Raw genomic sequence first — 25,028 nt, 5'->3', positions numbered from 1 at the left:
CGGGGGCCTGAGTACCGCGGCCCAGACCGCGTCCGTGCGGTTTGAGTACGAACGCCGTGCCGCGCGCACGGCCGTGCGCGCCAGGCTGCCCGCATGGAGACCAGGGGAGTCACGAGAACCGGGAGAACCGGAGGAACCGGCGGTGTCCGCGCGCTCGCCGCGGCCACGCCCGCCACCCGCGACCGCTTCGTCGATCTGCTGCGCGTCGCCTCGCTCGGCACGGTGGTGCTCGGCCACTGGCTCATGGCCGCCGTCACCGTCGGCCCGGACGGCCGCGCCGAGGTGGGCAACCTGCTCGCCGTCGTGCCCGCCCTGCAGCCCGCCACCTGGCTGTTGCAGGTCATGCCGGTGTTCTTCTTCGTCGGCGGCTTCTCGCACGCGCTGTCCCACCGCTCGCTGCTCCGCCGCACACCGCCGGGCGCACCGCTCTACCCGGCGTTCCTGCGCGCCCGCCTCCAGCGGCTGCTCCGTCCGGCCATGGTCTTCACCGCGGTGTGGGGCGCCGGCGCCCTCACCGTCCAGGTCCTGGGCGCCGGCGGCCCGCTGACGGACACGGCGGCCCGGCTGGTGGCCCAGCCGCTGTGGTTCATCGGGATCTACCTGGCGATGGTGGCCCTCACCCCGCCGCTGCTGCGCCTCCACGAGCGGTACGGCTGGGGGGTGTTCGCCGCGCTCGCCTGGGCCGCGGCGATGGTGGACCTGCTGCGCTTCGCCGCCGGCGTGCCCTACGTGGCCTTCCTCAACTTCGCCTTCGTGTGGCTGGCGGTCCACCAGCTCGGTTTCCTGCGCGCCGACGGCCGCCTCCGGGCGGACCCCCGCATACCCGCGGTGCTGGCCGCGGCCGGCCTGGCGTCGGCCGCCGCGCTGGTGGCGCTGGGGCCGTATCCGCTGTCGATGGTGGGGATGCCGGACGAGCCGGTCAGCAACATGGCCCCGCCCACGCTGGCCCTGCTCTGCCACGGGGTGTGGCTGGTCGGCGCGGTGGAGCTGCTGCGCGGGCCCGCAGCGCGGCTGCTGGAGCGGCCCCGGGTGTGGCGCGCGGTGGTCGCCGCGAACGGGGTGGCCATGACGGCGTTCCTGTGGCACCTCACCGCGATGCTCGGCGTCCACGGGCTGCTGCTGTCCCTCGACGTCCCCCTGCCCGCTCCGGCCGGTGCCGCGTGGTGGCTCCAGGCCCCGCTCCGCGTCGCCGCCGCGGGCGCCCTCACCACACTGCTGGTGGCGGCCTTCCGCCGCTTCGAGCGCCCCTCCCCCGCCCCGGATACCACCACGTCCCGCACTCCCGCCCCGACCGCCACCCCGGTCGCCGCGCTGGGCGTCACGCTGTGCCTGCTGGGGGTGCTGGGCCTGTCGGCGGTCGGCTTCGGCGGCCTGCTGGAGGGCCGTACCGCGCTGCTGGTGGTCGTCCACGTCACCGCCCCGGCGGCGGTGGCCATGGCGGCGGCGGGCTGGCTGCTGGTGGAGCGGGCCGGCCGCCGCGCGGGGTGACGCCGGCCGTGCGCCCCGGAACGGCGGGACCCCGCCGGATGCCCGGCATCCGGCGGGGCCGGTGTGCGGGACGGGTGCCCGGTGCGTGACTACCGCCGGATCAGCGGAAGTTCACGTCGCTGCACAGGAAGTACGCCTGGTCCATGTGGGAGGCCTGCCGGATCGTGAAGACGATGTGGTGGCCGCTGCGACCGGGGGCGCTGACGTCGAACGAGATGTTCTGGGCGGGGGCGTAGCGGCCGGTGGTCTTCACCAGCTCCAGGTCGCTCCAGCGCAGCGCCTGGCGGGTGGCGTCGAAGCCCTGCTTGGTGACGTAGACGCGGAGGAAGTCGGCGCCGTGGCCGGCCTGGTGGCCGGGCGTCAGCCGTCCGCCTCCCCCAGGGCGCGGCGCAGGGCGAGGTTGCCGGTCAGCAGGCCGCCGTCCACGGGCAGGGTGACGCCGGTGATCCAGGAGGCGTCGGCGGAGGCGAGGAAGGCGACGGCCGCGGCGATGTCGTCGGGGCGGCCGACCCGGCCCAGCGGATACTCCCGGGCCGCGCGCTCCAGGGCGGTCTCCTTCCCCTCCCACACGGACGTGGCGACCGTGCCCGGCGCGACCAGGTTGACCCGTACCCCCCGGGGCGCGGCGTGCCCGGCCAGGGTGCGGGTGAGGGAGGCGAGGCCCGCCTTGGCCGCGCTGTAGGCGTGGCCGCCGAAGTCCCGCTCGCCGTTGACCGAGCCGATGTTGACGATCGCCCCGCGCCGATCGGGGGCGGCGGCGAGGTGGGGCAGGGCGGCGCGGGCGCAGCGGAAGGCGCCGGTGAGGGTGATGTCCAGGTCGCGCGCCCAGTCCTCCTCCGACGAGTCCTCGAAGAGCGGGACGTCCGGGTGGTGGGCGTAGGCGTTGTTCACCAGGACGTCCAGCCCGCCGAAGAGGTCCACGGCAAGCGCCACGGCCGCCTCCACCGAGGCCCGTTCGCCCACGTCGCAGACGGCGGCCTCGGCCCGGCCGCCGGCCTCCCGCACGGCCTGTGCCGTCCGCCGGGCCCGCTCCCCGTCGACGTCGGTGACGAGCACCCGCGCCCCCTCGGCGGCCAGCCGGCGGCAGATCGCCGCGCCGATGCCGCGTCCGGCGCCGGTGACCAGCACCCCGTACTCCCCGAACCGGCCCGTCCCCGGGCGGCGTTCCCCGGAACGCCCCTCATCTCGCTGCATCGGGCCAGGGTAGGGCCGTGATCAGGTTTCCGTCACCGTCCGGCGCAGGGCGCGTACGAGGGCCTGGGCGCGGGGGTCGGAGGTGACCGACTTCTGGAGGGAGTTGGTGACGTAGGCGAAGGCCACTCCCGTCTCCGGATCGGCGAAGGCGAGGGAGCCGCCGCGCCCGGGGTGGCCGAAGGACCCCGGGCCGAGCATCGGGCAGGAGGGTCCGTGGAGCATGTAGCCGAGCCCGAAGCGGGTGCCCACCACCAGCACCCGGTCCGGCCCGGCCGACTCCTCGGTGCGGGCCTGGGTGAGGGTGGCGGGGGCGTACAGGCGGCGGGCGCCGTCGTCGAGGTCGCCCAGCAGCGCCGCGTAGAAGCGGGCCAGGGAACGGGCGGTGGCCACGCCCCCGGAACCGGGGAGCCCGGCGGCCAGGTAGGCGGGGTCGTTCTCGTCGGGCGGCGGTTCGACGGCGCCGAAGGCCCGGCGGGTGAGGGAGCCCGGGTCGCTCCACGCCTCGGCGACCTCCCGCTTGGGGCGGACGCGCAGGCCGCGGGAGAGCGGCACGGGCGGGGCCTGGACCTCGGCGATCCGGCCCACCCGGTGGGCCTGCTCCGCGGGCAGCCCGATCCACAGGTCGAGGCCGTACGGCCGGGCTATCTCCTCGGCGAACCAGCGGCCCAGGGTGCGCCCGGTGACCCGCAGCACCAGCTCGCCCAGCAGCCAGCCGTAGGTCTGCGCGTGGTAGCCGTGCGCGGTGCCCGGCTCCCAGGCGGGCGCCTGGGCGGCGAGGGCGCGCGGCCCGGAGGTGCCGTCGAGGGCCTGACCGGGGGTGAGGGGGGTGTCCAGGGCGGGCAGCCCGGCGCGGTGGGTGAGCAGGTGGCGCACCGGTACGCGCTCCTTGCCCGCCGCCTTGAACTCCGGCCAGTACGTGCCCACCGGGGCGTCCAGGTCCAGCCGTCCGCGCTGGTGCAGCAGGTGCAGCACGGCGGCGGCCGGCCCCTTGGTCACCGACCGCACGACCTGGGCGGTGTCCTCGGCCCAGGGGGTCTGCCCGTGGGGGTCGGCGAGGCCGCCCCACAGATCGACGACCTTGCGCCCGTCCCGGTAGACGGCCACCGCCGCGCCGCGGTCGCCGCGTTCGGTGAGATTGGCGCGGAAGGCGTCGCGGACCGGCTCGTAGCCGTCCGCCACCGTGCCCTGGACGTCCACCACTGTGCTCGTGCTCCCGCCGGTCGATGGTCGATGCGTGCACCGTCCATGGTGCTACGCGCGCGGCAGCGTCACGGACCTGGGGTCGAAACCGAAGGGGAGCTCCAGGCGGTGGGCGCGCATCAGTTCCGCGTCGCCCAGCAGGTCCTGGGTGGGGCCGTCGGCGGCGATCACGCCGTCGCTGAGGACGACCGAGCGGGGGCACAGTTCCAGGGCGTACGGCAGGTCGTGGGTGACCATCAGGACGGTGACGTCCAACGAGCGCAGGACGTCGGCCAGTTCGCGGCGGGAGGCGGGGTCGAGGTTGGAGGACGGCTCGTCCAGGACCAGGATCTCCGGCCGCATGGCCAGGACGGTCGCCACCGCGACGCGGCGCCGCTGGCCGAAGGAGAGGTGGTGCGGCGGGCGGTCGGCGTACGCCTCCATCCCGACCCGGGCGAGGGCTTCCCGCACCCGCTCCTCCAGTTCGGCGCCGCGCAGTCCGGCGGAGGCGGGGCCGAAGGCGACGTCCTCGCGGACGGTGGGCATGAAGAGCTGGTCGTCGGGGTCCTGGAAGACGATGCCGACGCGGCGGCGGATCTCGGCGAGGTTGGCCCGGTTCACCGGCAGGCCGGCCACGGTGACGCTGCCCGCGCCCGCGGTGAGGATGCCGTTGAGGTGGAGGACGAGGGTGGTCTTGCCCGCGCCGTTGGGTCCGAGCAGCGCGACCCGCTCGCCGCGCGCCACGGTGAGGTTCACGCCGTACAGGGCCTGGTGGCCGTCGGGGTAGGCGTAGGCCAGGCCGCGGACCTCCAGGGAGGGGGGCACGGGCTCGGTGGCGGGTTCGGCAGGGGTCACAGGGTCCATCCCAGCAGACAGACGGCGAGCGCGGCGAGCGGGAGGGCGGCGGCGGACGACCACTGCGCGCGGGTGGCGGCGGCCTCGTCGAGGACCGGCATCGAGCCGGTGTAGCCGCGGCTGACCATGGCCAGGTGCACGCGTTCGCCGCGCTCGTAGGAGCGGATGAACAGCGCCCCGGCGGACTTGGCGAGCACGCCCCACTGCCGCGGGCCGCGCGCGGTGAAGCCGCGCGAGGCGCGGGCGATGCGCATGCGGCGCATCTCGTCGGTGATCACGTCGGCGTAGCGGAGCATGAAGGACGCGATCTCCACCAGCAGCGGCGGCATGCGCAGCCGCTGGAGGCCGAGGAGGAGGTCGCGCAGTTCGGTGGTGGAGGCCAGGAGCACGGAGGCGGCGACGCCGAGGGTGCCCTTGGCCAGGACGTTCCAGGCGCCCCACAGTCCGGGCTCGCTGAGCTCCGTCCCCAGCGCGTGGACGCGCGGCCCCTCCGCGACGAAGGGCAGCAGGACCGCGAAGGCGACGAAGGGGACCTCGACCAGCATGCGGGCGAGCAGGTGGCCGGGCGGGACGCGGGCGGCGACGGCGACCGCGGCGAGCAGCAGCGCGTAGAGCCCGAAGGCCCACACCGCCTCGCGCGGGGTGGAGACCACGGCGAGGACGAAGGCGAGGGCCGCGATGATCTTGCAGTGCGCGGGGAGCCGGTGGACGGGCGAGTCCCCGCGGCGGTAGAGCCGGTGGGCGTGTCCGGCGCCCATCTCAGGTGGTCCTCCCGGCCGGGGCCCCGGTGTCCGTACGGGTCCCGGCGTCGGCGGCAGCAGTGTCGGCATCGGCGGCCCGGCGCCGCCGGACGGCCACGAACACCCCGGAGCCGACGGCCAGGGTCGCCCCGACGCCGATGACCCCGGCGAGCCCGCCGGACAGCCGCTCGTCGGCGATGTCCGCCACGCCGTAGTCGGCGAGCGGCGAGTCGGCGAGGCGGTGCTCCTCCTCCTTCGCGGCGATGCCGTGGTCGCCGGCGACCTTCTCCAGGCCGTCGGGGGCGGAGGAGGCGTAGAAGCTGACGACCCCGGCGCACAGCAGGGTGGCGGCCAGTCCTCCCGCCCAGACCTTCCGGGTGGAGGAGACGGGCCGCGCGGCGGCGGGTACGGGGGCGGCGGGTGCGGGCTCGGGGGCGGCCCCCGGAGCGGTGCGCAGCACGAGGGGCCGGGCCAGGCCGCGGGCGGCGTACACCAGGTCCGGGCGGACGGCGACGACCGCGCCGACCGTGGCGGCGGTGATGACCGCCTCGCCGACGCCGATCAGGACGTGGACGCCGACCATCGCGGTGAGGACCTTGCCCAGGGAGACCTCGGCGGTGCCGCCGAGGGCGTACAGGCCGGTGAAGACGACGGCCGCGGCCGGCACGGAGACCAGCGCGGCCGCGAAGGCGGCGGTGGTGACCGCCCTCCGGCCGCGCGGCAGGACGCGCACCAGGCCGCGGAAGACGGCGTAGGCGGTCACGACGGTGACCACGCCCAGCAGCGTGATGTTGGTGCCCAGCGCCGTGAGGCCGCCGTCGGCGAAGAGGAGGGCCTGCGTCAGCAGGACCACCGAGAGGCAGAGCACACCCGTGTACGGGCCGACGAGCACCGCCGCGAGCGCCCCGCCCATCAGGTGGCCGCTGGTGCCGGCCCCCACCGGGAAATTGATCATCTGCACGGCGAAGACGAAGGCCGCCACCAGGCCGGCCAGTGGTGCCGTCCGCTCCCCGCCGGGCGTCCCGTCCGGGCCGGCCAGTTCGCGGCGGGCGCCGCGCAGGCCGGCCGCGACGGCGGCCGCGGCGACGACGCCGGTGGCCACCGACACCGGGGCGTTGAGGAATCCGTCGGGGACATGCATGGCTGGCTCCGCTTCTACGGACGGCTGCTGCGGCTTCCGGGGGGTGGCGCGGGGACGGTTCTCCCCCGATGGTAGGGGCTTATTGCGATGCTTTTGCAAGAGCGCCCGCATCGCTCGTGGTCGTCCGCCTCGGTCCGCCGCGCCCCGTCACGGCCGGTGCGCCGAACCTCCGGCCCTCCGCACGGCGGTCTTCCGTCCGGTTTTCCGGCCGATGGCGGTGTTCACCCCATCCGGGGCACTCGGAACGAATGCCGGACCCTCACAGAACCGCCGCAGATTCCCCATGGATTGTTCGCGATTCGTTGTCATGAAAACGTCCAGGCGGGGTCGTAGGAAAACAGGCCCCCTCGAAAAGGAGCACCACCATGCCCGCAGTCATCGACCACACCGTCCAGGCCCGGCTGGTCACCGTTCCCTCGGTCACCCGGGAGATCCCCGTCGCACTGCGCTACGACCGGCACGACCCCTTCGCCGTGCGGATCGTCTTCCCACCCGACGTCTCGCTCGACGGGCACGAGGTCACCTGGGTGTTCTCCCGCGAGCTGCTGGAGGACGGCCTGCACTCCGCGGTGGGCCACGGCGACGTGCACATCCGGCCGGACGGCACGGAGCGGACCGTGGTCGAGCTGCGCGCGCCGGAGGGGGTGGCGGTGATCGAGTTCGGCACCGGCGGCCTGCGGCGCTTCCTGCGCGGCACGTACGAGCTGGTGCCCGGTGGCACCGAGCACCTGGAGCTGGACCTCGACAACCGCCTGACCGCCCTGCTCAGGGGCGTCTGACCGCCCGGCGCGGGCGCACGGGCCCGGCAGGGGCCGCGGGCGTACGCCGCGCGCCGGAACGCCGGGGACCGAAACGCCGGCAGGACGCCGGGAACACCGGGAGACACCTGAAAACGCCGGGGACCGAACCACCCGCCCCGAGGGGCCGGCGGCCCGGTCCCGTCCGCGGACCGCGGTCCGCGTCAGACGCGGCTCAGCTCCGCGTCCCGCTCCCCCTGCTCGGGGGGCGTGCCACCGCCGAGGTGCCGCTGGAGCCTCTCGCCCTCCACGTCCACGTTCGGCAGCACCCGGTCCAGCCAGCGCGGCAGCCACCACGCCCGCTCGCCGAGGAGCGCCAGGACGGCCGGGACGACGGCCATGCGCACCACGAAGGCGTCGAAGAGGATCGCGACGGCCAGGCCGAAGCCCATCATCTTGATCATCGAGTCGGACGCCCCGATGAAGCCCGCGAAGACGCTGATCATGATGATCGCCGCCGCGGTGACCACGCGCGCACCCAGCTTGAAGCCGGTGACGATGGTCTGGCCCGGCTTCTCGCCGTGGACGTGGGCCTCGCGCATCCGGGTGACCAGGAAGACCTCGTAGTCCATCGCGAGGCCGAAGACGACGCCGATCATGAAGATCGGCATCATGCTCATGATCGGCCCGGTCTGCTCCACGCCGATCAGCCCGGCCAGCCAGCCCCACTGGAAGACCGCCACGACCGCCCCCAGCGCCGCCAGGACCGACAGCAGGAAGCCGAGCGCCGCCTTCAGCGGGACGAGCACCGAGCGGAAGACCATCAGCAGCAGGACGAAGGCGAGGCCGACGACCAGCGTCAGGTAGGGCACCAGCGCGTCGTCCATCACCTGCGAGAAGTCGATGTTGATGGCGGTCGCGCCGGAGACGAGCACCACGGCACCGGTCTGCTTCCGGTACTCGTCCGCCCGGTCGCGGATGTCCTCCACCAGCGCCTCGGTCGAGGTGCTGCTGGGCCGCGAGTCGGGGACGACCGTGATGGTCGCCGTGTCCCCGGCCTCGTTGAACGCCGCCGGGGCCACCGTGACCACCCCGTCGAGCGTGGCGACGGAGTCGCCGACGGCCTTCGCGGCGGCCTGGGGGTCGTCGCTGCCGCGGGCGTCCAGGATCAGCAGCAGCGGGCCGTTGAAGCCGGGGCCGAAGCCCTCGGCCATCAGGTCGTACGCCCGGCGCTGGGTGCTGCTCGTCGGCTGGTTGCCCTCGTCGGGCAGGCCCAGGTTCATGTCCGCGACCGGGAGCGCGACGACGCCCAGCCCCACGACGGCGGCCAGCAGCACCGCCAGCGGGCGGCGCAGCACGAACCGGGCCCAGCGGACGCCCATGCCGGCGGCGCCGGCGTCGGGGTGCGGCACCCCGGTCTCCGGGTTGGCCTTGCGGACGCGGCGGCCGAAGATCCGCTTGCCGATGAAGCCGAGCGCCGCCGGGACGAGGGTGATGGCGACCAGGACGGCGATGACGACCGTGGCGGCGGCGGCCAGGCCCATCTTGGTCAGGATCGGGATGTTGACCACCGCCAGCCCGGCGAGGGCGATGACCACGGTGAGTCCGGCGAAGACCACCGCCGAGCCGGCGGTGCCCACGGCCCGCCCGGCCGCCTCCTCGCGGTCGCGGCCCTCGATCAGCTCGGCGCGGTAGCGGGAGGCGATGAACAGCGCGTAGTCGATGCCCACCGCCAGGCCGATCATCGTCGCCAGGGTGGAGGTGGTGGCGGACAGACCCAGCGTGGCGCCCAGCGCCGCGATCGACGACACGCCGATCATGACGCCCATCAGCGCGGTGATCAGCGGCGACCCGGCGGCGACCAGCGAGCCGAAGGTCACCAGGAGCACGACCGCGGCGACGGCTATGCCGATGATCTCGCCATGGCCCATGTCGGGCTCGGTGAACAGGACGTCACCGCCCATCTCGACCGTCAGGCCCGCGTCCCGCCCCAGGTCGGCGGCCTTCTCCAGGTCCTCGCGGGTGGCGTCGGTGATGTCCTGGACCGGCACCTTGTACTGGACGCTCGCGTAGGCGATGGTGCCGCTGCGGCTGATGGTCTTGGCGGTGAAGGGGTTGGCGACGGCGGCGGTCTGCGGGCCGCTCAGCTCGCCGACGACCTTCTCCACGGCCGCCTTGTTCTCGGTGGCGGTGATCTTCTCGCCGCTCGGCGCGCGGAAGACCACGCGCGCGGTGGCGCCGCCGGCGTTGGCGGCGGGGAAGCGCTCCTCCATCAGGTCGAAGGCCTTCTGTGCCTCCGTGCCGGGGAGGGCGAAGTCGTCGTCGGGAGGGCTGGAGGCGGTGGACGCGGCGATCCCGGCGGCCACCAGCAGCGCCACCCAGACCAGGGCGACGATGCGGCGGCGCCGGAAGGAGAACCGGCCGAGTCTGTAGAGGAAAGTGGCCACGGGTGAGGCCTCCGGTCTCAGTTCGGTACGGCGTCCGGTGGCGTACGGACGCGGGATGACAGAAATATTTGACAGTCCATGCCATAAGACGCCGTCTCGCATTCGACGGGATGAGCGCACCCCGGAAGTGAGAGCCAGGTCACTGCCGATGCACTCAACCCACGGGGTGGGCCGGAAGAGTTGCCCCCGGTGGATCACCTGGCGACCATGGGAGAGGTGACCGCATCCTCCGGGCCCTCAGGCCCGTCCGTACCGTCCCCGCCGACCGCCTCGGGCGGCTACCTCCGGTTCCCGCACCTCCACGGCGAACTGCTGTGCTTCACGGCCGAGGACGACCTGTGGATCGCCCCCGTAGCGCCCGGGGACGCCGACCCGCCGCGCGCCTGGCGGCTGACCGTGGACCGCACCCGGATCGGGCACCCCCGCTTCTCCCCCGACGGCCGCCACATCGCGTACACGAACTGGCGCAGCCTGGACCCGGAGGTCTACCTCGTCCCCATAGAGGGCGGCCCGTCGCGGCGGCTGACCTACTGGGGGGCCGTCGACACCCAGGTCTGCGGCTGGACCCCCGAGGGGGACATCCTGGCCGTGGCCTCGCACGGCCAGCCCCTGTCCCACCTCACCTGGGCCCACCGGCTGCCCACCGACGGCAGCCCCGGCGACCGGCTGCCCTGGGGTCCGGTGGCGCACCTCGCCGTCGCCGACCTGGCGGGCGAGCGGCGGACGCTGCTGCTGACCGGCAAGCCGTTCCACGAGCCCGCCGACTGGAAGCGCTACCGCGGCGGGGCGATGGGACGGCTGTGGCTGGACGGCGAGCGCCTGATCCCGGAGCTGTACGGGCACCTGGACTGCCCGATGTTCGTCGGCGGCCGGATCGCGTTCCTCTCCGACCACGAGGGGATCGGCAACCTCTACTCCTGCCTGCCCGACGGCGGCGACCTGCGCCGCCACACCGACCACGCCGACTTCTACGCCCGCCACGCCTCCACCGACGGCGAACGCGTGGTGTACCAGTGCGCGGGCGAGCTGTGGCTGGTGGACGACTTCTCCCGCGACGGACGGCCGCGCCGCCTGTCCGTACGGCTGGGCGGACCGCGCGCCGGGCGCCGCTCCTACCAGGTGCCGGCCGCGGGCCACGTGAACTCCCTGGCCGTGGACACCACCGGGCGGGCCAGCGCGGTGGGCGTGCGCGGCAGCCTGTACTGGCTCACGCACCGCGACGGTCCCGCGCGGGTGATCGCCGACACCCCGGGCGTACGGGTGCGGCTGCCGGAGATGCTCGGCTCCTCGGGGCAGATCGCCTACGTCACCGACGCCGAGGGCGAGGACGCCGTGGAGATCGCCCACCTGCCGCGGGTCAGCGGGGGCCGCGACCCGCGGCGCCTGGCGGCCGGGCGGCTGGGGCGGGTGCACGAGCTGGCCGCCTCCCCGGACGGCGGGACGCTCGCCGTCGCCTCGCACGACGGCCGGCTGCTGCTGGTGGGCACCGGCGCCGGCACCGGGGAGGCGCGGACCGGCGGGACGGACGCGGAACCGGGCGGCGGCACGGACGACAGCACCGACGGCGGGCCGGACGACCGCGCGCCGGAGACCGGGGACGTCCAGGACGCCCAGGACACCGGCGGCGGCTCAGGCACCGGGGACGCCGCGGACGCCGTGAGTGCCATGGACGCCGAGGTCACCGAGCTGGTCCGGTCCGAGAACGGCCCGGTGCGCCACCTCGCCTTCTCCCCCGACTCCCAGTGGCTGGCCTGGGCCCATCCCGGCACCGGCGGCGCGCTCAGCCACATCAGGATCGCCCGCCTGTCCGACCGGACGATCCTGGACGTCACCGACGGCCGCTTCGAGGACGAGCAGCCCGTCTTCACCCGCGACGGCCGCTACCTCGCCTTCCTCTCCTGGCGCGGCTTCGACCCGGTCTACGACGTGCACACCGGCGACCTGTCCTTCCCGCTGGGCTGCCGCCCGTACCTGGTGCCGCTGTCCTCGGCGACGCCCTCGCCCTTCGCGCTCTCCCCCGAGGGCCGCCCGGCGGCCGGCGGGCTGGACCCGGACTCCTCCGGCGGGGAGGAGGGCACGGTGCTGGTGGAGGCCGAGGGGCTGGGCAGCCGGGTCACGCCGTTCCCCGTGGCGGCCTCGAAGTACTCCTCCCTCCATCCGGTCAGCGGCGGCGGACTGGTCTGGCTGCGCTGGCCGATCTCCGGGGCACTCGGCGAGACCTTCGCCAACCCGGCCGACACCTCCGGCCGTCCGACGCTGGAGCACTTCGACCTGGTCAAGGCCAAGCGGACCGAGCTGACCAGCGACCTCGACTGGTTCGCGGTCAGCGGCGACGGCACCCGGCTGGTGGTCAACGACGACGGCGACCTGCGGGCGGTCCCGGCCACCGAGCACGCCGACGGCGACTCCACCACGCACCTGGACCTGCGCCGCATCCATCACGACGTCGATCCCTGCGCGGAGTGGCGGCAGGCGTACGACGAGGCGGGGCGGATCATGCGGGCGTACTTCTGGGAGCCGGGCATGTGCGGCGTCGACTGGGACGCGGTCCTCGACCAGTACCGCCCGCTGGTGGAGCGGGTCGCCTCCCCGGACGAGTTCGCCGACCTGCTCCGCGAGGCGGTGGGCGAGCTGGGCACCTCGCACGCGTACGTGACGGCCGCCCGGCGCAACGAGGGACCGGCCCACTACCAGCGGCCGATCGGGCTGCTGGGCGCCGACTTCGTCCGCGACGGGGACGGCCGGTGGCGGGTGGAGCGCATCCTGCCCGGCGACTCCTCCGACTCCCGGGCCCGTTCGCCGCTGGCCGGCTCCGGCATCCGCGACGGTGCGGTGCTCACCCACGTCGACGGCCGCCCGGTGGACCCGGTGGCCGGCCCGTCGCCGCTGCTGGCCGCCGCGGGCGGCACCACCGTCGAACTGACCTTCCTCACCCAGGACGCCCGGGACACCGGCGGTTCCGGGGACGGCTCCGGGCCGGAGCGCCCCCGCCGCGTCGCCGTCGTGCCGCTCGTCGACGAGCGCCCGCTGCGCTACCAGGACTGGGTGCGCCGGCGGCGGGCGGTCGTACGGGAGCTGAGCCGGGGGAAGTGCGGCTACCTGCACATCCCGGACATGGGCGGTTCGGGCTGGGCCCAGTTCAACCGCGACCTGCGGATGGAGGTGTCCCGGCCCGCGCTGATCGTGGACGTGCGCGGCAACGCGGGCGGCCACATCAGCGAGCTGGTGGTCGAGGCGCTGACCCGGACCGTCCTCGGCTGGGACCTGGTGCGCGACGCCCAGGCCGTCAGCTACGCCTCCAACGCCCCGCGCGGCCCGGTCGTGGCCCTGGCCGACGAGGCCACCTCCTCCGACGGCGACATGATCACCGCGGCGTTCCGGCTGCTGGGGATCGGCCCGGTGGTCGGCACCCGCACCTGGGGCGGGGTGGTCGGGATGACCGGACGGCACCGGCTCGGCGACGGCACGGTCATCACGGTGCCGATGAACGCGGCGTGGTTCGCCGAGTACAAGTGGTCCGTGGAGAACCACGGCGTGGAACCCGACATCGAGGTCCTGCGGACCCCGCGGGACTGGGCCGCCGAACGCCACCCGATGCTGGAGACGGCCGTACGCACCGCGCTGGACCTGCTGGAACGGCACCCGGCGGCCGAGCCGCCCGGCTACGACGACGTGCCGGACCGCCGCCGCCCGCCGCTGCCGCCCCGGCCGTGACCCGCACGCCCCGTCCGATGTGCGGGGACCGCCGGTCCGTGCCAGGCTGAAGGGGACCGACCGCATCGACACCCCAGGGAGTACTCATGGGCAGGTCGGACAGGCACGCGGACGACTTCAGTGACGAGAGTGAAATCACACGCGACCACGGCGAGAACGCGCCGGGCGGCTCCCGCGAGGGAGGCGTCCGTTCCCGCCGGCGGCCCGGCCGCGACCGCGAGGAGGAGGACTGGAAGGTCCACCCCCGCCAGGACAGTCCTCCGGAGTGGGACGAGGAGGACCGGCCGGACGCATAGAGCCCTGTCCGGAGAACAACCACACCACCCACGCCGGGCCCGGAGGGCACTGCCCTCCGGGCCCGGTGCCGTGTCCCGGCGTCCGGCCCTCCGCGCCCGCTCCCGCGCTCAGCCCTCGGCGCGCGCCTTCTCGTCCGCCGCGCCCCCCGCGCCGACCAGCCCGGTGCGGACGCCGCCCGCGGCGGCCAGGCGCGGTGCGAAGCGCCGCATCTCGCGCTGCCCGACCCGGCCGATGATCCCGGGCAGGACACCGCGGACCGGCTGCATGCCGCGCAGCCACCCCTGCCCGTAGACGTGGAACGAGCGGCGCTCGATCCCCGCGACGAGCCGGTCCACGGCCGGGCCCAGCGGGTACGTCCTGCCGGCCGGCCAGGGCAGCCGGCCGCGCAGCTCGCGCAGCACCTCGTCCTGGTCGGCGCCGCGCACCATGTCGGTGTCCGTCCAGCTCAGATAGCCGACACCCACCCGTACGCCCTGGTGGCCGACCTCCGCGCGCAGGCTGTGCGCGAAGGCCTCCACGCCCGCCTTGGAAGCGCAGTACGCCGTCATCAGCGGGGCCGGGGTGATCGCGGCGAGCGAGGCGATCTGGAGCAGGTAGCCGCGCGACTCGATCAGCGCGGGCAGGAAGGCGCGGGCGGTGGTGGCGCTGCCGATCAGGTTGACCTCGACCACCCGCCGCCAGGAGGTCTCGTCACAGTCCGCGAACGGGCCGCCGGTGGCCACCCCGGCGTTGGCGACGACGACGTCCACCGCGCCGAAGCGCTCCCTCACCTCGCGCGCCACCCGGGCCATCGCGGCGCGGTCGGTGACGTCGGCGTGCCAGTGGGCGCAGTCCGTCGGCAGCGTCCCGCAGACCTTCTCCAGTTCCTCCGGTTCCAGCCCGACCAGCGCGATCCGCGCGCCGCGCGCCGCGAGCTTGCGGGCGAGCAGTTCGCCCACACCCCGGGCGCCGCCCGTCACCACCGCGACCTGGCCCCGCAGGCTCCTGCGTCCCATCTACGACATCTCCTTCTCGACGGACAGCTCGACGGACGACTCGCCGGACGGACCGGCGGACGACTCGACGGACGGTGCCCCGGGCCGCGCCCCGCCCGCCAGGTGGTCGCGCACCAGCGCGGCCACGGCGCCGGCGATGGTCCCCGGCGCCTCGACGGGCGTCATGTGGCCGACTCCGGGCAGCTCGGTGAGGCCGGTGCAGTGCGGCAGCGCCCCGGCCAGCCGCCGCGCGTGCACCGGCGGGGTGAGCCGGTCCTTCTCGCCGACGACGACGGCGACCGGCAGGTCCAGCGCGGCGAGGTGGGCGTCCAGGTCCAGCACCGCCAGGACCTCCCGCGCCCAGGCGGCGCGCACCTTGCGCGGGCAGGCGTGCACGATGCGGGCGCACGCCTCCACCTGCTCCCGGGTGGCGGCGGGCCCCATCGTCCCGTGGCGCAGGACGCGCAGGCCCAGCGGCGTCACGGGACCGAGGGGGAGGCTGGAGCCGAGGACGGCCCGGTGGACGCGGTGGCGCAGCCTCCCGGCCCGCAGCGGCACCACCGTGGACTCGTGCAGCAGCCGGGAACTGCCGGTGCTGCACAGCAGCGCGGCGGCGACGCGCTCGCGCAGGTGCGGCCGTCCGGCGGCGGCCATCACGGTCATGCCGCCCATGGAGTGCCCGGCGACGACCGCCCGGGAGCCGGCGGCCTCCAGGACGGCGCACAGGTCGTCGGCGAGGGCGCCGGTGCTGTAGCCGCCGGGCCCCGGGGCGGGCGAACGGCCGTGGCCGCGCTGGTCGTAGACGATCACCCGGTGGTCGCCCGCCAGGCGGCGGACGACGGGGGCCCAGAAGGCCGTCGAGCAGGTCCAGCCGTGCACCAGGACGACGGTGGGCCCGTCCTGGCGACCGTGCTCCTCGACGTGCAGCCGGGAGCCGTCGGCGGAGGTCACGGTCAGTTCGCGGCGGGCGGCGGGCGGGGCGTACGGCCCGGGGGCCGGGCGCCCGGGGCGGGCCCGGCTCACCGGGCCGCCTCCGCCGCCTCCGCCGCGCGCGCCGCCCGCCGCCCCGCCGTACGGGCCGGGGCGCGCAGCACCTGGTACTCGGCGAGGTCGACCCGCCGGGTCACCCTGCGGAACTCGCCGGTCGTGCCCGGCCAGACGGTGGTGTTGCGGCCGTTCGCGTCCAGGTACCAACTGTCGCAGCCGCCGGTGGTCCACACCGTGCGCCGCATGCGCTCCTGGATGCGCCGGTTCCAGGAGCGCACCGCCTCCGGGCGGGCGTCGAGGGCGGCCCGGCCGGCCGTGGCGGTGCTGAGCGTGTCGAGCTGCCGGAGGTAGTCGACCAGGTAGTTGAGCTGGGCCTCGATGATCAGGATCATCGAGCTGTTGCCGAGCCCGGTGTTGGGCCCGATGATCGTCATGAAGTTGGGGAAGCCCGCGGCCGTGGAGCCGCGCAGGGCCTCCATCCCGTCCTTCCACGCCTCGGCCAGCGTGGTGCCGTTCGCGCCCGTGATCCGGTGGGCGATCGGCATGTCGGTGACGTGGAAGCCGGTGCCGAAGATCACCGCGTCCACCTCGGCCTCGGTGCCGTCGGCGGCCACCAGGGTGCTGCCGCGCACCTCGCGCAGGCCGGAGGCGACGACGTCCACATTGGGCCGGACGAGGGCCGGGTAGTAGGTGTTGGACAGCAGGATGCGCTTGCAGCCGATGCGGTAGTCGGGGGTGAGCTTGGCGCGCAGCACCGGGTCCTTGACGACCTTGGTCATGTGGTGCCTGGCGAGCTTCTCCACCAGGCCCAGTTGCGCGGGGTGCCGGGTGAAGGCGCCGACCTGCAACTCCCTGACCAGCCACAGCATCTGACGGCGCAGGGCCCGGGTGGGGGGCACCTTGGCGTGCAGCCAGCGCTCGACCCCGGTGATCTCCCGGTCCATGCGCGGCATGACCCACGCCGGGGTGCGCTGGAAGACGGTGAGCCTGCCGACGACCGGCTGGATCTCCGGGATGATCTGGATGGCGGAGGCCCCGGTGCCGATCACGGCGACGCGCTTGCCGCGCAGGTCGTAGTCGTGGTCCCACCGCGCGGAGTGGAAGACCTTGCCCGGGAAGCCGTCCAGGCCGGGGATGTCGGGGATCTTCGGGTCGGAGAGCGGGCCGGTGGCCGAGACGAGCATGTCGGCGGTCAGGGTCCCGCCGCTGGTCTCGACCTCCCAGCGCAGCTCCTCGCCGTCCCAGCGCGCCCGGAGCACCTCGGAGCCGAGGCGGAGGTGCGGGCGCAGCCCGAAGGTGTCGGCGACCCGCTCCAGGTACGCGCGGATGTGCCGCTGCCCGGAGAAGTTCCGCGGCCAGTCGGGGTTGGGCGCGAACGAGAACGAGTACAGGTGGGAGGGCACGTCGCAGGCGCAGCCCGGGTAGCTGTTGTCCCGCCAGGTGCCGCCCACGGAGTCGCGGCGCTCCAGGACCACGAAGTCCGTGATGCCCGCGCGGCGCAGCCGTACGGCGGCGCCCAGTCCCCCGAACCCCGATCCGATCACCGCCACCCGTACGTGTTCGTGCTGGGCCATGCCGCCTCCCGACTCCCGCTCTGGTTCAGGCACGAATCATGCCAGTAATCACTGGCATGATTGGGAGGGTAGAGCAGGACCGTACCCATGGGTAGGGGGCGCGACGGGGAAAGTTACCGCTGGTTGCACCCCTTCCCGGCCGTCCGGGGCGCGGCCCGTGCCGCTTAGGCTTCCGGGTGTGGCGGACACAGCAGCGGACACAGCACCAGCGGACCGGGCAGCCGGCACGGCGGGGGACGACGGCGGCGTCCGGACCGCCGGCGGGGACGGCGACCGGGCGCCCGCCGAGTACCGCACGGCCGAGCTCGCGGAGGCGGCGGGCATCACCGTGCGCACCCTGCGCTTCTACCGCGAGCGCAAACTCCTCCCGCCGCCGCGCCGCGAGGGCCGCATCGCCTGGTACAACGAGCACCACCTCGCCCGGCTGCGGACGATCTCCGCCCTGCTGGCCCGCGGCCACACCCTCGGCGGCATCGCCGACCTGATCGCCGCCTTCGAGAAGGGCCAGGACGCGGGCGGCGCCGCCGAACTGCTCGGCCTGGAGAGCACCCTGGTCTCGCCCTGGTCGGAGGAGACCCCCGTCCGCCTCACCGCCGAGGAACTGGCCGCCCACTTCCCCGGCGAGGTCACCTCCGAGAACCTCGCCACCGCCCTGGAGCTCGGCTACGTCGCCGTCGACGGCGACGAGGTGGTCCACGTCAGCCGCCGGCTGTTCGACGCCTCCACCGCGCTGGTGCGCGAGGGGATACCGCTGGCGGCGGTGCTGGAAGCCGGGCGCGTGGTCCGCGAACACGCCGACGCCATCGCCGACCTGTTCACCCGTCTCGTCCGCGACCACCTGTTCGCGGACGTCCGCGAGCTGTCCCCCGCCGAACTCCGGCGCCTCACCGGGGTCATGGACCGGCTGCGCCCGCTGTCCAAGCAGGTCGCCGACGCCGAACTGGCCCTGGCCATGGACCGCCGCATCCGCGCCGAACTGGAGTCCTGGCCGCGCCCGGAGGACGCACCCGGGCCCGGGAACGGCGACTTCGGCGACGACTCCGGCTCCTGACCCCGCCGCACCCGCCGCCCGGCCGGGCCCGCCACGCATGACCCGCCGCCCGCGTGGCAGGGGTACCCGCATGCCACACATACGATCCGCGCCGCCGCGGACCCGGAGGATCGCCGCGCCCGTACGGGCCGTACGGTCGGAGGCGGCCTGGATGACCCGCGCCGCACGCCGCGCCTGGCGGAGGCCGGGCCGGGAACGCGACCTGGCCGTCCAGTCCCTCAAGGCCGCGCTCGCCGCCGTCGTCGCCTGGTTCGCCGCCTCCTGGCTGCTGCCCGACGCCTTCGCCCTGATGGCGCCGTGGGTGGCCGTGGTCCTGGTGCAGGCGACCGTCTACCGCTCGGTGCGGCAGGGGCTCCGCCAGACCCTGGCGATCACCGTGGGCACCGTGCTCGCCGCGGCCCTGGTCATCCCCCTGGGCCACCCGCTGCTGATGATGGTCCTCGTCCTGCCCGTCACCACCCTGCTGAGCAACTGGCCGCGCTTCGGCGACCAGGGCATCTACGCCTCGACCGCCGCCCTGTTCACCCTGATCCCGGGCGAGACGACGCTCGGCTCCACCGTCTCCCGCATCCTGGCGACGCTGCTGGGCACGGCCGTCGGCATCGCCGTCAACGCGCTGGTCCTGCCGCCCGTCTACCTGCGCAGCACCCGCGAGGCGGTGGACGGCGTGATCGGCGAGGCGCGGGAGATCGTCGCCGAGATCGCCGACGGCCTGGACCGGCCCTGGTCGTACGACCGCATCCTCGCCTGGCACGACCGGGCCCGCCGCCTGCCGCGGCTGATCCGCGGCGTGCGGTCCGCGATCGAGTGGAGCCACGAGAGCCTGCGGCTGAACCCCGAACGCCGGCGCCGCGCCGAGACGGCGCGGCGGGCCGCGGCGTACGACGAGTCCGTGGCCACCCTGGAGCACATCGCCGACCACCTCACCGGCCTGACCCGCACCCTGCTGGAGTCCGCCGACGACGGCGACGGACTCCCCCGGCCCGGCCACGGCGTCACCCGCCCGTACGCCGGTTTCCTCCGCCAGGTCGCCGCCGCCCTGGACGCCTACGGGCGCACCGTCACCGGCGACGACCCCGAGGCGGCCCGCGCGGAGCTGCGCGAGGCCGTCGGCGAGGCCCGCGCCACCCAGGACCGGCTCCGCGCCGAACTCCCCCGGCACACCGGCGACGTCCCCGAGGAGCTGGCGGTGTTCGGCCAGTTGCTGGCCGAGGCCCGCCGCCTCACCGCCTCGCTCCTCCCGGACGGCGACCCGACCGACGACTGACGCCCGGTCAGGCGCCGTCAGGGCCCGTAGACGACCGTCACGGGCGCGTGGTCGCTCCACCGCCCGGCGTGGTCGGCCGCGCGCTCCACGTACGCCTTCACCGCGCGGGCCGCCAGCGGTTCGGTGGCCACGTGGTAGTCGATGCGCCAGCCCGCGTCGTTGTCGAAGGCCCGGCCCCGGTAGGACCACCAGGTGTACGGCCCCTCCTGGTCCGGGTGCAGGCGGCGGACGACGTCCGCGTAGCCCGCCTCGTCGAAGACGCGGTCCAGCCAGGCGCGCTCCTCGGGCAGGAAGCCGGAGTTCTTCCGGTTGGCCCGCCAGTTCTTCAGGTCCGCCTCCCGGTGGGCGATGTTCCAGTCGCCGCAGACCAGGACCTCCCGACCGCCGGCGGCCGCGCGTTCGCGCAGGGAGGCGAGGTAGGGCAGGAAGGCCGCCATGAAGCGCTCCTTCTCCTCCTGCCGCTCGGTGCCGACCTCGCCCGAGGGCAGGTAGAGGCTGGCGACGGTCAGCCCCGGCAGGTCGACCTCCAGGTAGCGGCCGGAGTCCGCGAACTCGGCCACCCCGAACCCCACCTGCACCCGCTCCGGCGCACGCCGGGTGAGCACCGCCACACCCGCCCGCCCCCGGGCGGACGCGGGGGCGTACAGCGCATGCCAGCCCTCCGGCTCGCGCACCGCGGCCGGGAGCTGCTCCGGCTCGGCGCGCACCTCCTGCAGGCACACCACGTCCGCGTCGGTCGAGGCCAGCCACTCGGCGTAGCCCTTCCTCGCCGCGGCCCGCAGTCCGTTCACGTTGACCGTCGAGATCGTCAGCACCCTGGCACCCTACGATGCGGACATGCGCATCGTGCCCACCCCCTTCGACCACCCCGACGCCGTGAAGCTCACCGAGCTGGTGCAGCAGGAGTACGCCGAGCGGTACGGCGGGGAGGGCGACGTCACCCCGCTGGCGCCGGAGATGTTCCGGCCGCCGAACGGCCTGTTCCTCGTGGCGTACGACGAGCGGGACCGCCCCGTCGCCACCGGCGGCTGGCGGGCGATGGAGAGGAACGAGGAGAACTACCGCGACGGCGACGCCGAGCTGAAGCGGATGTTCGTGATCCGCGAGGTCCGGGGCCAGGGCCTGGCCCGCCGCATCCTGGCCCTGCTGGAGGACGACGCGCGCCGGGCGGGCCGGATACGGATGGTGCTGGAGACCGGCACCATGCAGCCGGAGGCGATGGCGCTGTACGAGTCGAGCGGCTACGCGCCGGCCGAGAAGTTCGGGGTGTACCGCCACGAGCCCAACAGCCGCTGCTACGCCAAGCCGCTGCGCTGATCCCCGGGCCGCGCCCCGCCGCGCCCGCCGCTCCCAGTCCCCCTTGACCTCAATCCCGCTTGAGGTCCTAGCGTCGTTTCCGTCGGCCGGCCACCGGAAACGGGAAGGCGTACGACCATGGAACGGAACGGCCACACGGACCGTCGGTGGGACGGTGAGCTGCTGGATCTGGACGCCTATCTGGCCCGGATCGGCCACACCGGGGACCGCTCCCCCACCCCGGAGACCCTGCGCGCCCTGCACCGCGCGCACGTGACGACCATCCCCTTCGAGAACCTGCGGGCCGTCCTCGGACAGCCGGTCCCGATCGACGTGCCCGCCGTCCAGGACAGGCTCGTGCGCCGGGCGGGCGGCGGCTACTGCTTCGAGCACGCCCGGCTCTTCGCCGCGGCCCTGGAACGGCTGGGCTTCGGCGTCACCGGGCTGTCCTCGCGGGTCGGCCTGGGCTCGGACCGCGTCCGCCCCGCGACCCACGCCGTGCTGCGGGTGGAGACCGCCGAGACGGCGGACACCGGGCGGGTGTGGCTCTGCGACGTCGGCTTCGGCACCGGCCCGCTGGAACCGATCGAGCTGGCCGACGGCGCCGGGACCACCGACAGCGGCTGGACCTTCCGGCTGGAGCGGCGCCCCGTCCCCCTCGGCGCCACCCTCGACTCCGGGGAGTGGGTGCTCCGCGAGCGGCGCGAGGACGGCGACGGCTGGCTCGACCTGCACACCTTCACCCTGGACCCGCAGTACGCCGTGGACTGGGCGGTGGCCAACCACTACGTCTCCACCCACCCCCGCTCCCCGTTCGTCCGGCGCCCGATCTTCCAGCGCACCGGCCCGGACGTCCGCCACGTCCTGGTCGGCACCGAGCTGGCGACCACCGCCCGCGCGGACGGCTCGCGCCGGGTGCGGCGGCTGGAGCCGCGCGAGACGCCCGGGGTGCTGGAGGACGTCTTCGGCATCACGCTGCCCCCGGACGACGGCGCGGCGCTCGTCGCGGCGCTGGAACGCCTTCCCGCGCCCGGCGGGCCGGCCGGGGTGCCCGCCGGGTGAGGCGGGGTGCGGGCCGCCGGCGGCCCGCACCCGATATCCGGTGTCCCCGCCGCCGCCCGCGGGACTACCGTTCCCGGATGACCGACACGGACCGGCCGCCCCGCCTCACCCGGCTCACCTTCCACGGGCCCCTCTCCGAGGCCAGGGCCGCCCGCATCGTCCGGCGGCTCGCCCGTACGGCCCCCGCCACCGTCCTGGACATCGGCTGCGGCTGGGGCGAGCTGGCGCTCCGCGTCCTCGCGGCCGTGCCCGGCGCCACGGGCGTCGGGCTCGACCTCAATGCCGAGGACCTGGCCCGGGGCCGCCGCGCCGCCGGGGCCCGGGGGCTCGCCGACCGGATGGAGTTCGCCGAGGAGTCCGCCACGGGGACCACGCGCGGGCCCGCCGACCTCGTCCTGTGCCTCGGCGCCGGGCAGGCGCTCGGCAACGCCGAGCCGCCCGGGCACGTCGCCGAGGCCCTCCGGGAGCTCCGCCGGCTGGTCGGTCCCGGCGGGCGCGTGCTGTTCGGCGAGGGCTTCTGGCAGCGCACCCCCACCCCGGCCGAACTCGCCGGCATGTGGCCGGGGGCCTCCGCCGGCGAGCACCACGACCTCGCGGGCCTCGTCGGCGCCGCCGTCGACGCCGGGTTCCGGCCCGAGTGGATCGAGACGGCGGGCGAGGACGAGTGGGAGGAGTTCGAGTCGGGCTACCTGGCCGACGTGGAGGAGTGGCTCGCGGCCCACGGCGACCACCCCCTGGCGGCCGGAACCCGCGAGCGCGCCGACCGGCACCGCGCCGCGTGGCTGCACTACCGGGGCGTCCTCGGCATGGCCTACCTCACGTTGATCCCCGCCTCCTGAACCGCGCCTCCCGACCCCCGCCTCCTGGACCGCGCCCCTCACCCGCGCACCGGAACGGCGTACACCACCAGGTTCCGCTGGTAGCCGCCGCGTGCGCGGTCGTACGGGGGCGCGCAGGTGACCAGGGTCAGGACCGGCCGTCCGGCACGCCGGAACACCTCGGGAGGCAGCTCCTCCTTGTCCACCACCTCACGGGCCGTCACCTCGTACCGCGCGGGAGGCGCCCCCTCGCGCGCCACGGTGACGGCGTCGCCCGCGCGGACCCGGTACAGCTTCGCGAAGGCGCCCAGGTCGCCGGTGCGGGAGTCCACGTGGCCGACGAGGACCGCCGAGCCGGCCGGCGCGCCCGGCGGCGGGCCGTGGCGGTACCAGCCCGCCTCACCGGCGTCGGCGGGGACCTCCACCATGCCGTCGTCCGTGACCCCGACGGCCTCGATCCGGGCGTCGAGGGACACGCGGGGGATGCGCAGGCGCAGCGGCTCCGCGGTGGCGCCCGGCGGCCCCTCCCGCCGGACGGAGGAGGAGCCCCGGCCGTCCGGCGGCCCGGCCGCGGGCGCCTGGGCCCGCGGCCGGTCGCCGAACTCCGGAGGGGCGGCGGCCCCGGGGGACCACAGCGTCCAGGCGAGCGACGCCGCCAGGACCGCGGCCACGGACGCGGCGACCGCGGAGGCCACCGCGGAGGGGGCGCCTCCCCGTGCGGAGGCGCGCATGCCGTCAGCCGTTCCGGGAGTACCGGCGGCGTGCCGCCAGCAGACCGGCGACCGCGACGGCGCCCGCCGTACCCCAGGCGAGCCAGGCCGTGGCGGACTCGTTGTCCGCGGCCATCGCGCCGCTCCCGCCGGCGTCCACCCCGCCGGGGGCGGCGGGCGTGCCGCGGATCGTCTGCACCTTCAGGGCGAGGTTCTCGTCCTCGGCACTGCCCCAGGCGTAGACGATGTTGGTCGTGCCCTCGGCGAGGTTCAGGTCGGCGGGACCGATCGCCACGGTGGAGGTCCCGGCCAGGACGACGTCGGCGCTCACCGTGCCGGCGGGCACCTCGGCCGTGTCCTCGTTCGGGTTCTCCAGGCCCTCGAAGACGGCCTGGCCGTTCGCGCGGACGTCCACCGCGGGGGCCGCGGCCACATGACGGACGGTCAGCCGCGCCTGACCTGCGGGGACGCGGGAGACGTCGTTGACGAACGCGGTGAGCGTGGGGTTTCCCTGCGCGTCGAGGTGGGCGGCGAGCGTGGCGTTCGCCCCGGCCGGGACCTGGACGCTCTTGCGGATGGCGGGTTCGCCGCCGGGCCCCTGACCGTCCGGGAAGACCTCGATGTCGTAGGTGCCCGGGTCCAGGGCCTGGGGAGCGGTCAGGGTGCCGGGTGCGAAGTCGGGGAGCAACTCCTTGTCATTGGCGTACACGTCGACGGTGAGGCCGGGAACGCCGTGGAAGACGGACACCGACGCCTTGCCCCCGTCCTGTGCCGGGGCTCCCGCCGCGGCGGGTGCGGCCACCGCGAGGGCCAGGACGCAGGTGGCGGCGGTGGCGGTGACGATGGTCCTGCTGCGTGAGTTCATCGGGGAACTCCCTTCGTGGGGGCCCCGCTCGGACGCGGGGCTTCACCCCTCTTCCGGACGGCCTGCCCTCCCGGCCGCACCGCGCGACCGTTCTCCGCTTCTCCGCCGGCCCTTCTCCGGCGTTCGACGACTGCCGTGCTGTCGCGCGGTCACCGGCGAGGGCGTGCCGGTTCGGGCGGGCTCCCTGGTCAGGGCCCGCTGCGTCCACCCCGGTCGCCACGGGGCGGCGCGACGCCCGCATCCCGGGCGATGCGCCCGGAGCGGCACTTGCGCCAGTATGTGTTCATATAGGGGGATTTGCCACTTGTCGCTCCCCGCGCACGGGGGACCACGCCCGGCGGGAGCAGGACGGCTCCGCATCCGCATGGGCGGCATGCACCCCTCGGGGGCGACCCCCGCCCGCGCGGGGCCGAAACGCCATGCTCCCGGCCCGACGGCGACCGTCGGACCGGGAGCATGCGAACGGCTCGCGGGGTGACCCGCGAGCCGTCGTGTGCGGTGGACCTGAGGGGATTTGAACCCCTGACCCCCTCGATGCGAACGAGGTGCGCTACCGGACTGCGCTACAGGCCCTTGCGACGGGTGAAACCCTAGCATCCCCACCGGCCCGCGCGGAAATCCGTTCCGCGCTG

21 protein-coding genes, 1 tRNA gene and 1 pseudogene are annotated in these 25,028 nt (G+C 75.2%); 9 read left to right on the top strand and 14 right to left on the bottom strand.

The genetic code is table 11. The annotated features are described in order from the left end of the window. Positions 1-93: 93 nt before the first annotated feature. Complete coding sequence (locus tag VE546_RS10040) at positions 94-1,488, top strand: acyltransferase (RefSeq protein ID WP_324920803.1); 1,395 nt, start codon at positions 94-96, stop codon at positions 1,486-1,488. A gap of 100 nt (positions 1,489-1,588) precedes the next feature. On the opposite strand, the pseudogene VE546_RS10035 reads toward VE546_RS10040, so the two are convergent. The 6 genes and pseudogenes from VE546_RS10035 to VE546_RS10010 form a co-directional block, all read right to left on the bottom strand. After that, positions 1,589-1,837 (bottom strand): annotated as a pseudogene (locus VE546_RS10035) (lytic polysaccharide monooxygenase); the annotation flags it as partial. Between the two features lie 11 nt (positions 1,838-1,848). Then, positions 1,849-2,682: an SDR family NAD(P)-dependent oxidoreductase gene (locus VE546_RS10030; protein WP_324920801.1), complete on the bottom strand. Its 834-nt coding sequence runs from the start codon at positions 2,680-2,682 to the stop codon at positions 1,849-1,851. A 21-nt stretch (positions 2,683-2,703) separates the two neighbouring features. Continuing rightward, entirely contained in the window at positions 2,704-3,882 is a 1,179-nt protein-coding gene (locus VE546_RS10025; RefSeq protein ID WP_324920799.1) for a serine hydrolase domain-containing protein, read from the bottom strand. Between the two features lie 51 nt (positions 3,883-3,933). Next, complete coding sequence (locus VE546_RS10020; protein WP_324920798.1) at positions 3,934-4,725, bottom strand: ABC transporter ATP-binding protein; 792 nt, start codon at positions 4,723-4,725, stop codon at positions 3,934-3,936. Further along, entirely contained in the window at positions 4,713-5,474 is a 762-nt protein-coding gene (gene cbiQ / locus VE546_RS10015) for a cobalt ECF transporter T component CbiQ (protein WP_324920796.1), read from the bottom strand. Before cbiQ ends, VE546_RS10020 begins: the two co-directional genes overlap by 13 nt. A gap of 1 nt (position 5,475) precedes the next feature. Further along, on the bottom strand, positions 5,476-6,597 hold the full coding sequence (locus tag VE546_RS10010) for an energy-coupling factor ABC transporter permease (protein WP_324920795.1): 1,122 nt from the start codon (positions 6,595-6,597) through the stop codon (positions 5,476-5,478). A 365-nt stretch (positions 6,598-6,962) separates the two neighbouring features. Between VE546_RS10010 and VE546_RS10005 the strand changes: the two genes are divergently transcribed. Then, complete coding sequence (locus VE546_RS10005; protein WP_324920794.1) at positions 6,963-7,376, top strand: SsgA family sporulation/cell division regulator; 414 nt, start codon at positions 6,963-6,965, stop codon at positions 7,374-7,376. A 182-nt stretch (positions 7,377-7,558) separates the two neighbouring features. On the opposite strand, the gene VE546_RS10000 is transcribed toward VE546_RS10005, so the two are convergent. Next, positions 7,559-9,781: an MMPL family transporter gene (locus VE546_RS10000; protein ID WP_324920792.1), complete on the bottom strand. Its 2,223-nt coding sequence runs from the start codon at positions 9,779-9,781 to the stop codon at positions 7,559-7,561. Positions 9,782-9,988: 207 nt separating this feature from the next. Between VE546_RS10000 and VE546_RS09995 the strand changes: the two genes are divergently transcribed. Next, entirely contained in the window at positions 9,989-13,495 is a 3,507-nt protein-coding gene (locus VE546_RS09995) for a S41 family peptidase (protein WP_414720440.1), read from the top strand. Between the two features lie 86 nt (positions 13,496-13,581). Further along, on the top strand, positions 13,582-13,791 hold the full coding sequence (locus VE546_RS09990) for a hypothetical protein (RefSeq protein WP_324920789.1): 210 nt from the start codon (positions 13,582-13,584) through the stop codon (positions 13,789-13,791). Between the two features lie 108 nt (positions 13,792-13,899). Here VE546_RS09990 and VE546_RS09985 read toward each other — a convergent pair whose 3' ends face one another. The 3 genes from VE546_RS09985 to VE546_RS09975 are packed head-to-tail and all read right to left on the bottom strand — an operon-like array spanning position 13,900 to position 17,327. After that, positions 13,900-14,787, bottom strand: a complete 888-nt coding sequence (locus tag VE546_RS09985) for an SDR family oxidoreductase (protein WP_324920788.1) — start codon at positions 14,785-14,787, stop codon at positions 13,900-13,902. Next, a complete protein-coding gene (locus VE546_RS09980) occupies positions 14,788-15,789 on the bottom strand; it encodes an alpha/beta hydrolase (protein WP_324920786.1) in 1,002 nt (333 codons plus the stop codon). Continuing rightward, on the bottom strand, positions 15,786-17,327 hold the full coding sequence (locus tag VE546_RS09975; protein WP_324920785.1) for an NAD(P)/FAD-dependent oxidoreductase: 1,542 nt from the start codon (positions 17,325-17,327) through the stop codon (positions 15,786-15,788). Before VE546_RS09975 ends, VE546_RS09980 begins: the two co-directional genes overlap by 4 nt. Positions 17,328-17,505: 178 nt before the next feature. Here VE546_RS09975 and VE546_RS09970 point away from each other — a divergent pair, with 178 nt between their 5' ends. Both VE546_RS09970 and VE546_RS09965 read left to right on the top strand, forming a co-directional pair. After that, positions 17,506-18,378 carry a MerR family transcriptional regulator gene (locus VE546_RS09970; protein ID WP_324920783.1) on the top strand — a complete coding sequence of 291 codons (873 nt, stop codon included), beginning with the start codon at positions 17,506-17,508 and terminating at the stop codon, positions 18,376-18,378. Positions 18,379-18,448: 70 nt separating this feature from the next. Next, on the top strand, positions 18,449-19,645 hold the full coding sequence (locus tag VE546_RS09965) for an FUSC family protein (protein ID WP_324920781.1): 1,197 nt from the start codon (positions 18,449-18,451) through the stop codon (positions 19,643-19,645). Between the two features lie 17 nt (positions 19,646-19,662). On the opposite strand, the gene VE546_RS09960 is transcribed toward VE546_RS09965, so the two are convergent. Next, positions 19,663-20,460, bottom strand: coding sequence for an exodeoxyribonuclease III (locus VE546_RS09960; protein ID WP_324920779.1), 798 nt, complete (start codon positions 20,458-20,460; stop codon positions 19,663-19,665). Between the two features lie 22 nt (positions 20,461-20,482). Here VE546_RS09960 and VE546_RS09955 point away from each other — a divergent pair, with 22 nt between their 5' ends. The 3 genes from VE546_RS09955 to VE546_RS09945 all read left to right on the top strand — a co-directional run bounded on the left by VE546_RS09955 (position 20,483) and on the right by VE546_RS09945 (position 22,842). After that, on the top strand, positions 20,483-20,962 hold the full coding sequence (locus tag VE546_RS09955; RefSeq protein WP_324920778.1) for a GNAT family N-acetyltransferase: 480 nt from the start codon (positions 20,483-20,485) through the stop codon (positions 20,960-20,962). A 117-nt stretch (positions 20,963-21,079) separates the two neighbouring features. Further along, positions 21,080-22,003, top strand: coding sequence for an arylamine N-acetyltransferase family protein (locus tag VE546_RS09950; protein WP_324920776.1), 924 nt, complete (start codon positions 21,080-21,082; stop codon positions 22,001-22,003). Positions 22,004-22,080: 77 nt separating this feature from the next. Next, the gene (locus VE546_RS09945) at positions 22,081-22,842 is read left to right on the top strand and encodes a class I SAM-dependent methyltransferase (RefSeq protein WP_324920775.1); all 762 of its coding nucleotides are present in this window, start codon (positions 22,081-22,083) and stop codon (positions 22,840-22,842) included. Positions 22,843-22,880: 38 nt separating this feature from the next. Here VE546_RS09945 and VE546_RS09940 read toward each other — a convergent pair whose 3' ends face one another. From VE546_RS09940 to VE546_RS09930, 3 genes are all read right to left on the bottom strand, one after another. Next, positions 22,881-23,552, bottom strand: a complete 672-nt coding sequence (locus VE546_RS09940) for a class F sortase (RefSeq protein ID WP_324920773.1) — start codon at positions 23,550-23,552, stop codon at positions 22,881-22,883. 4 nt (positions 23,553-23,556) lie between these two features. Beyond that, entirely contained in the window at positions 23,557-24,396 is an 840-nt protein-coding gene (locus VE546_RS09935; RefSeq protein ID WP_324920772.1) for a DUF4397 domain-containing protein, read from the bottom strand. 499 nt (positions 24,397-24,895) lie between these two features. Beyond that, positions 24,896-24,969 (bottom strand) — tRNA-Ala (locus tag VE546_RS09930). Positions 24,970-25,028: the final 59 nt, after the last annotated feature.

This window comes from Streptomyces sp., assembly GCF_035644915.1.
GTDB lineage: Bacteria > Actinomycetota > Actinomycetes > Streptomycetales > Streptomycetaceae > Streptomyces.
The sequence above is the reverse complement of the archived record's forward strand: the minus strand, read 5'-3'. Positions and strand labels throughout refer to the sequence as shown.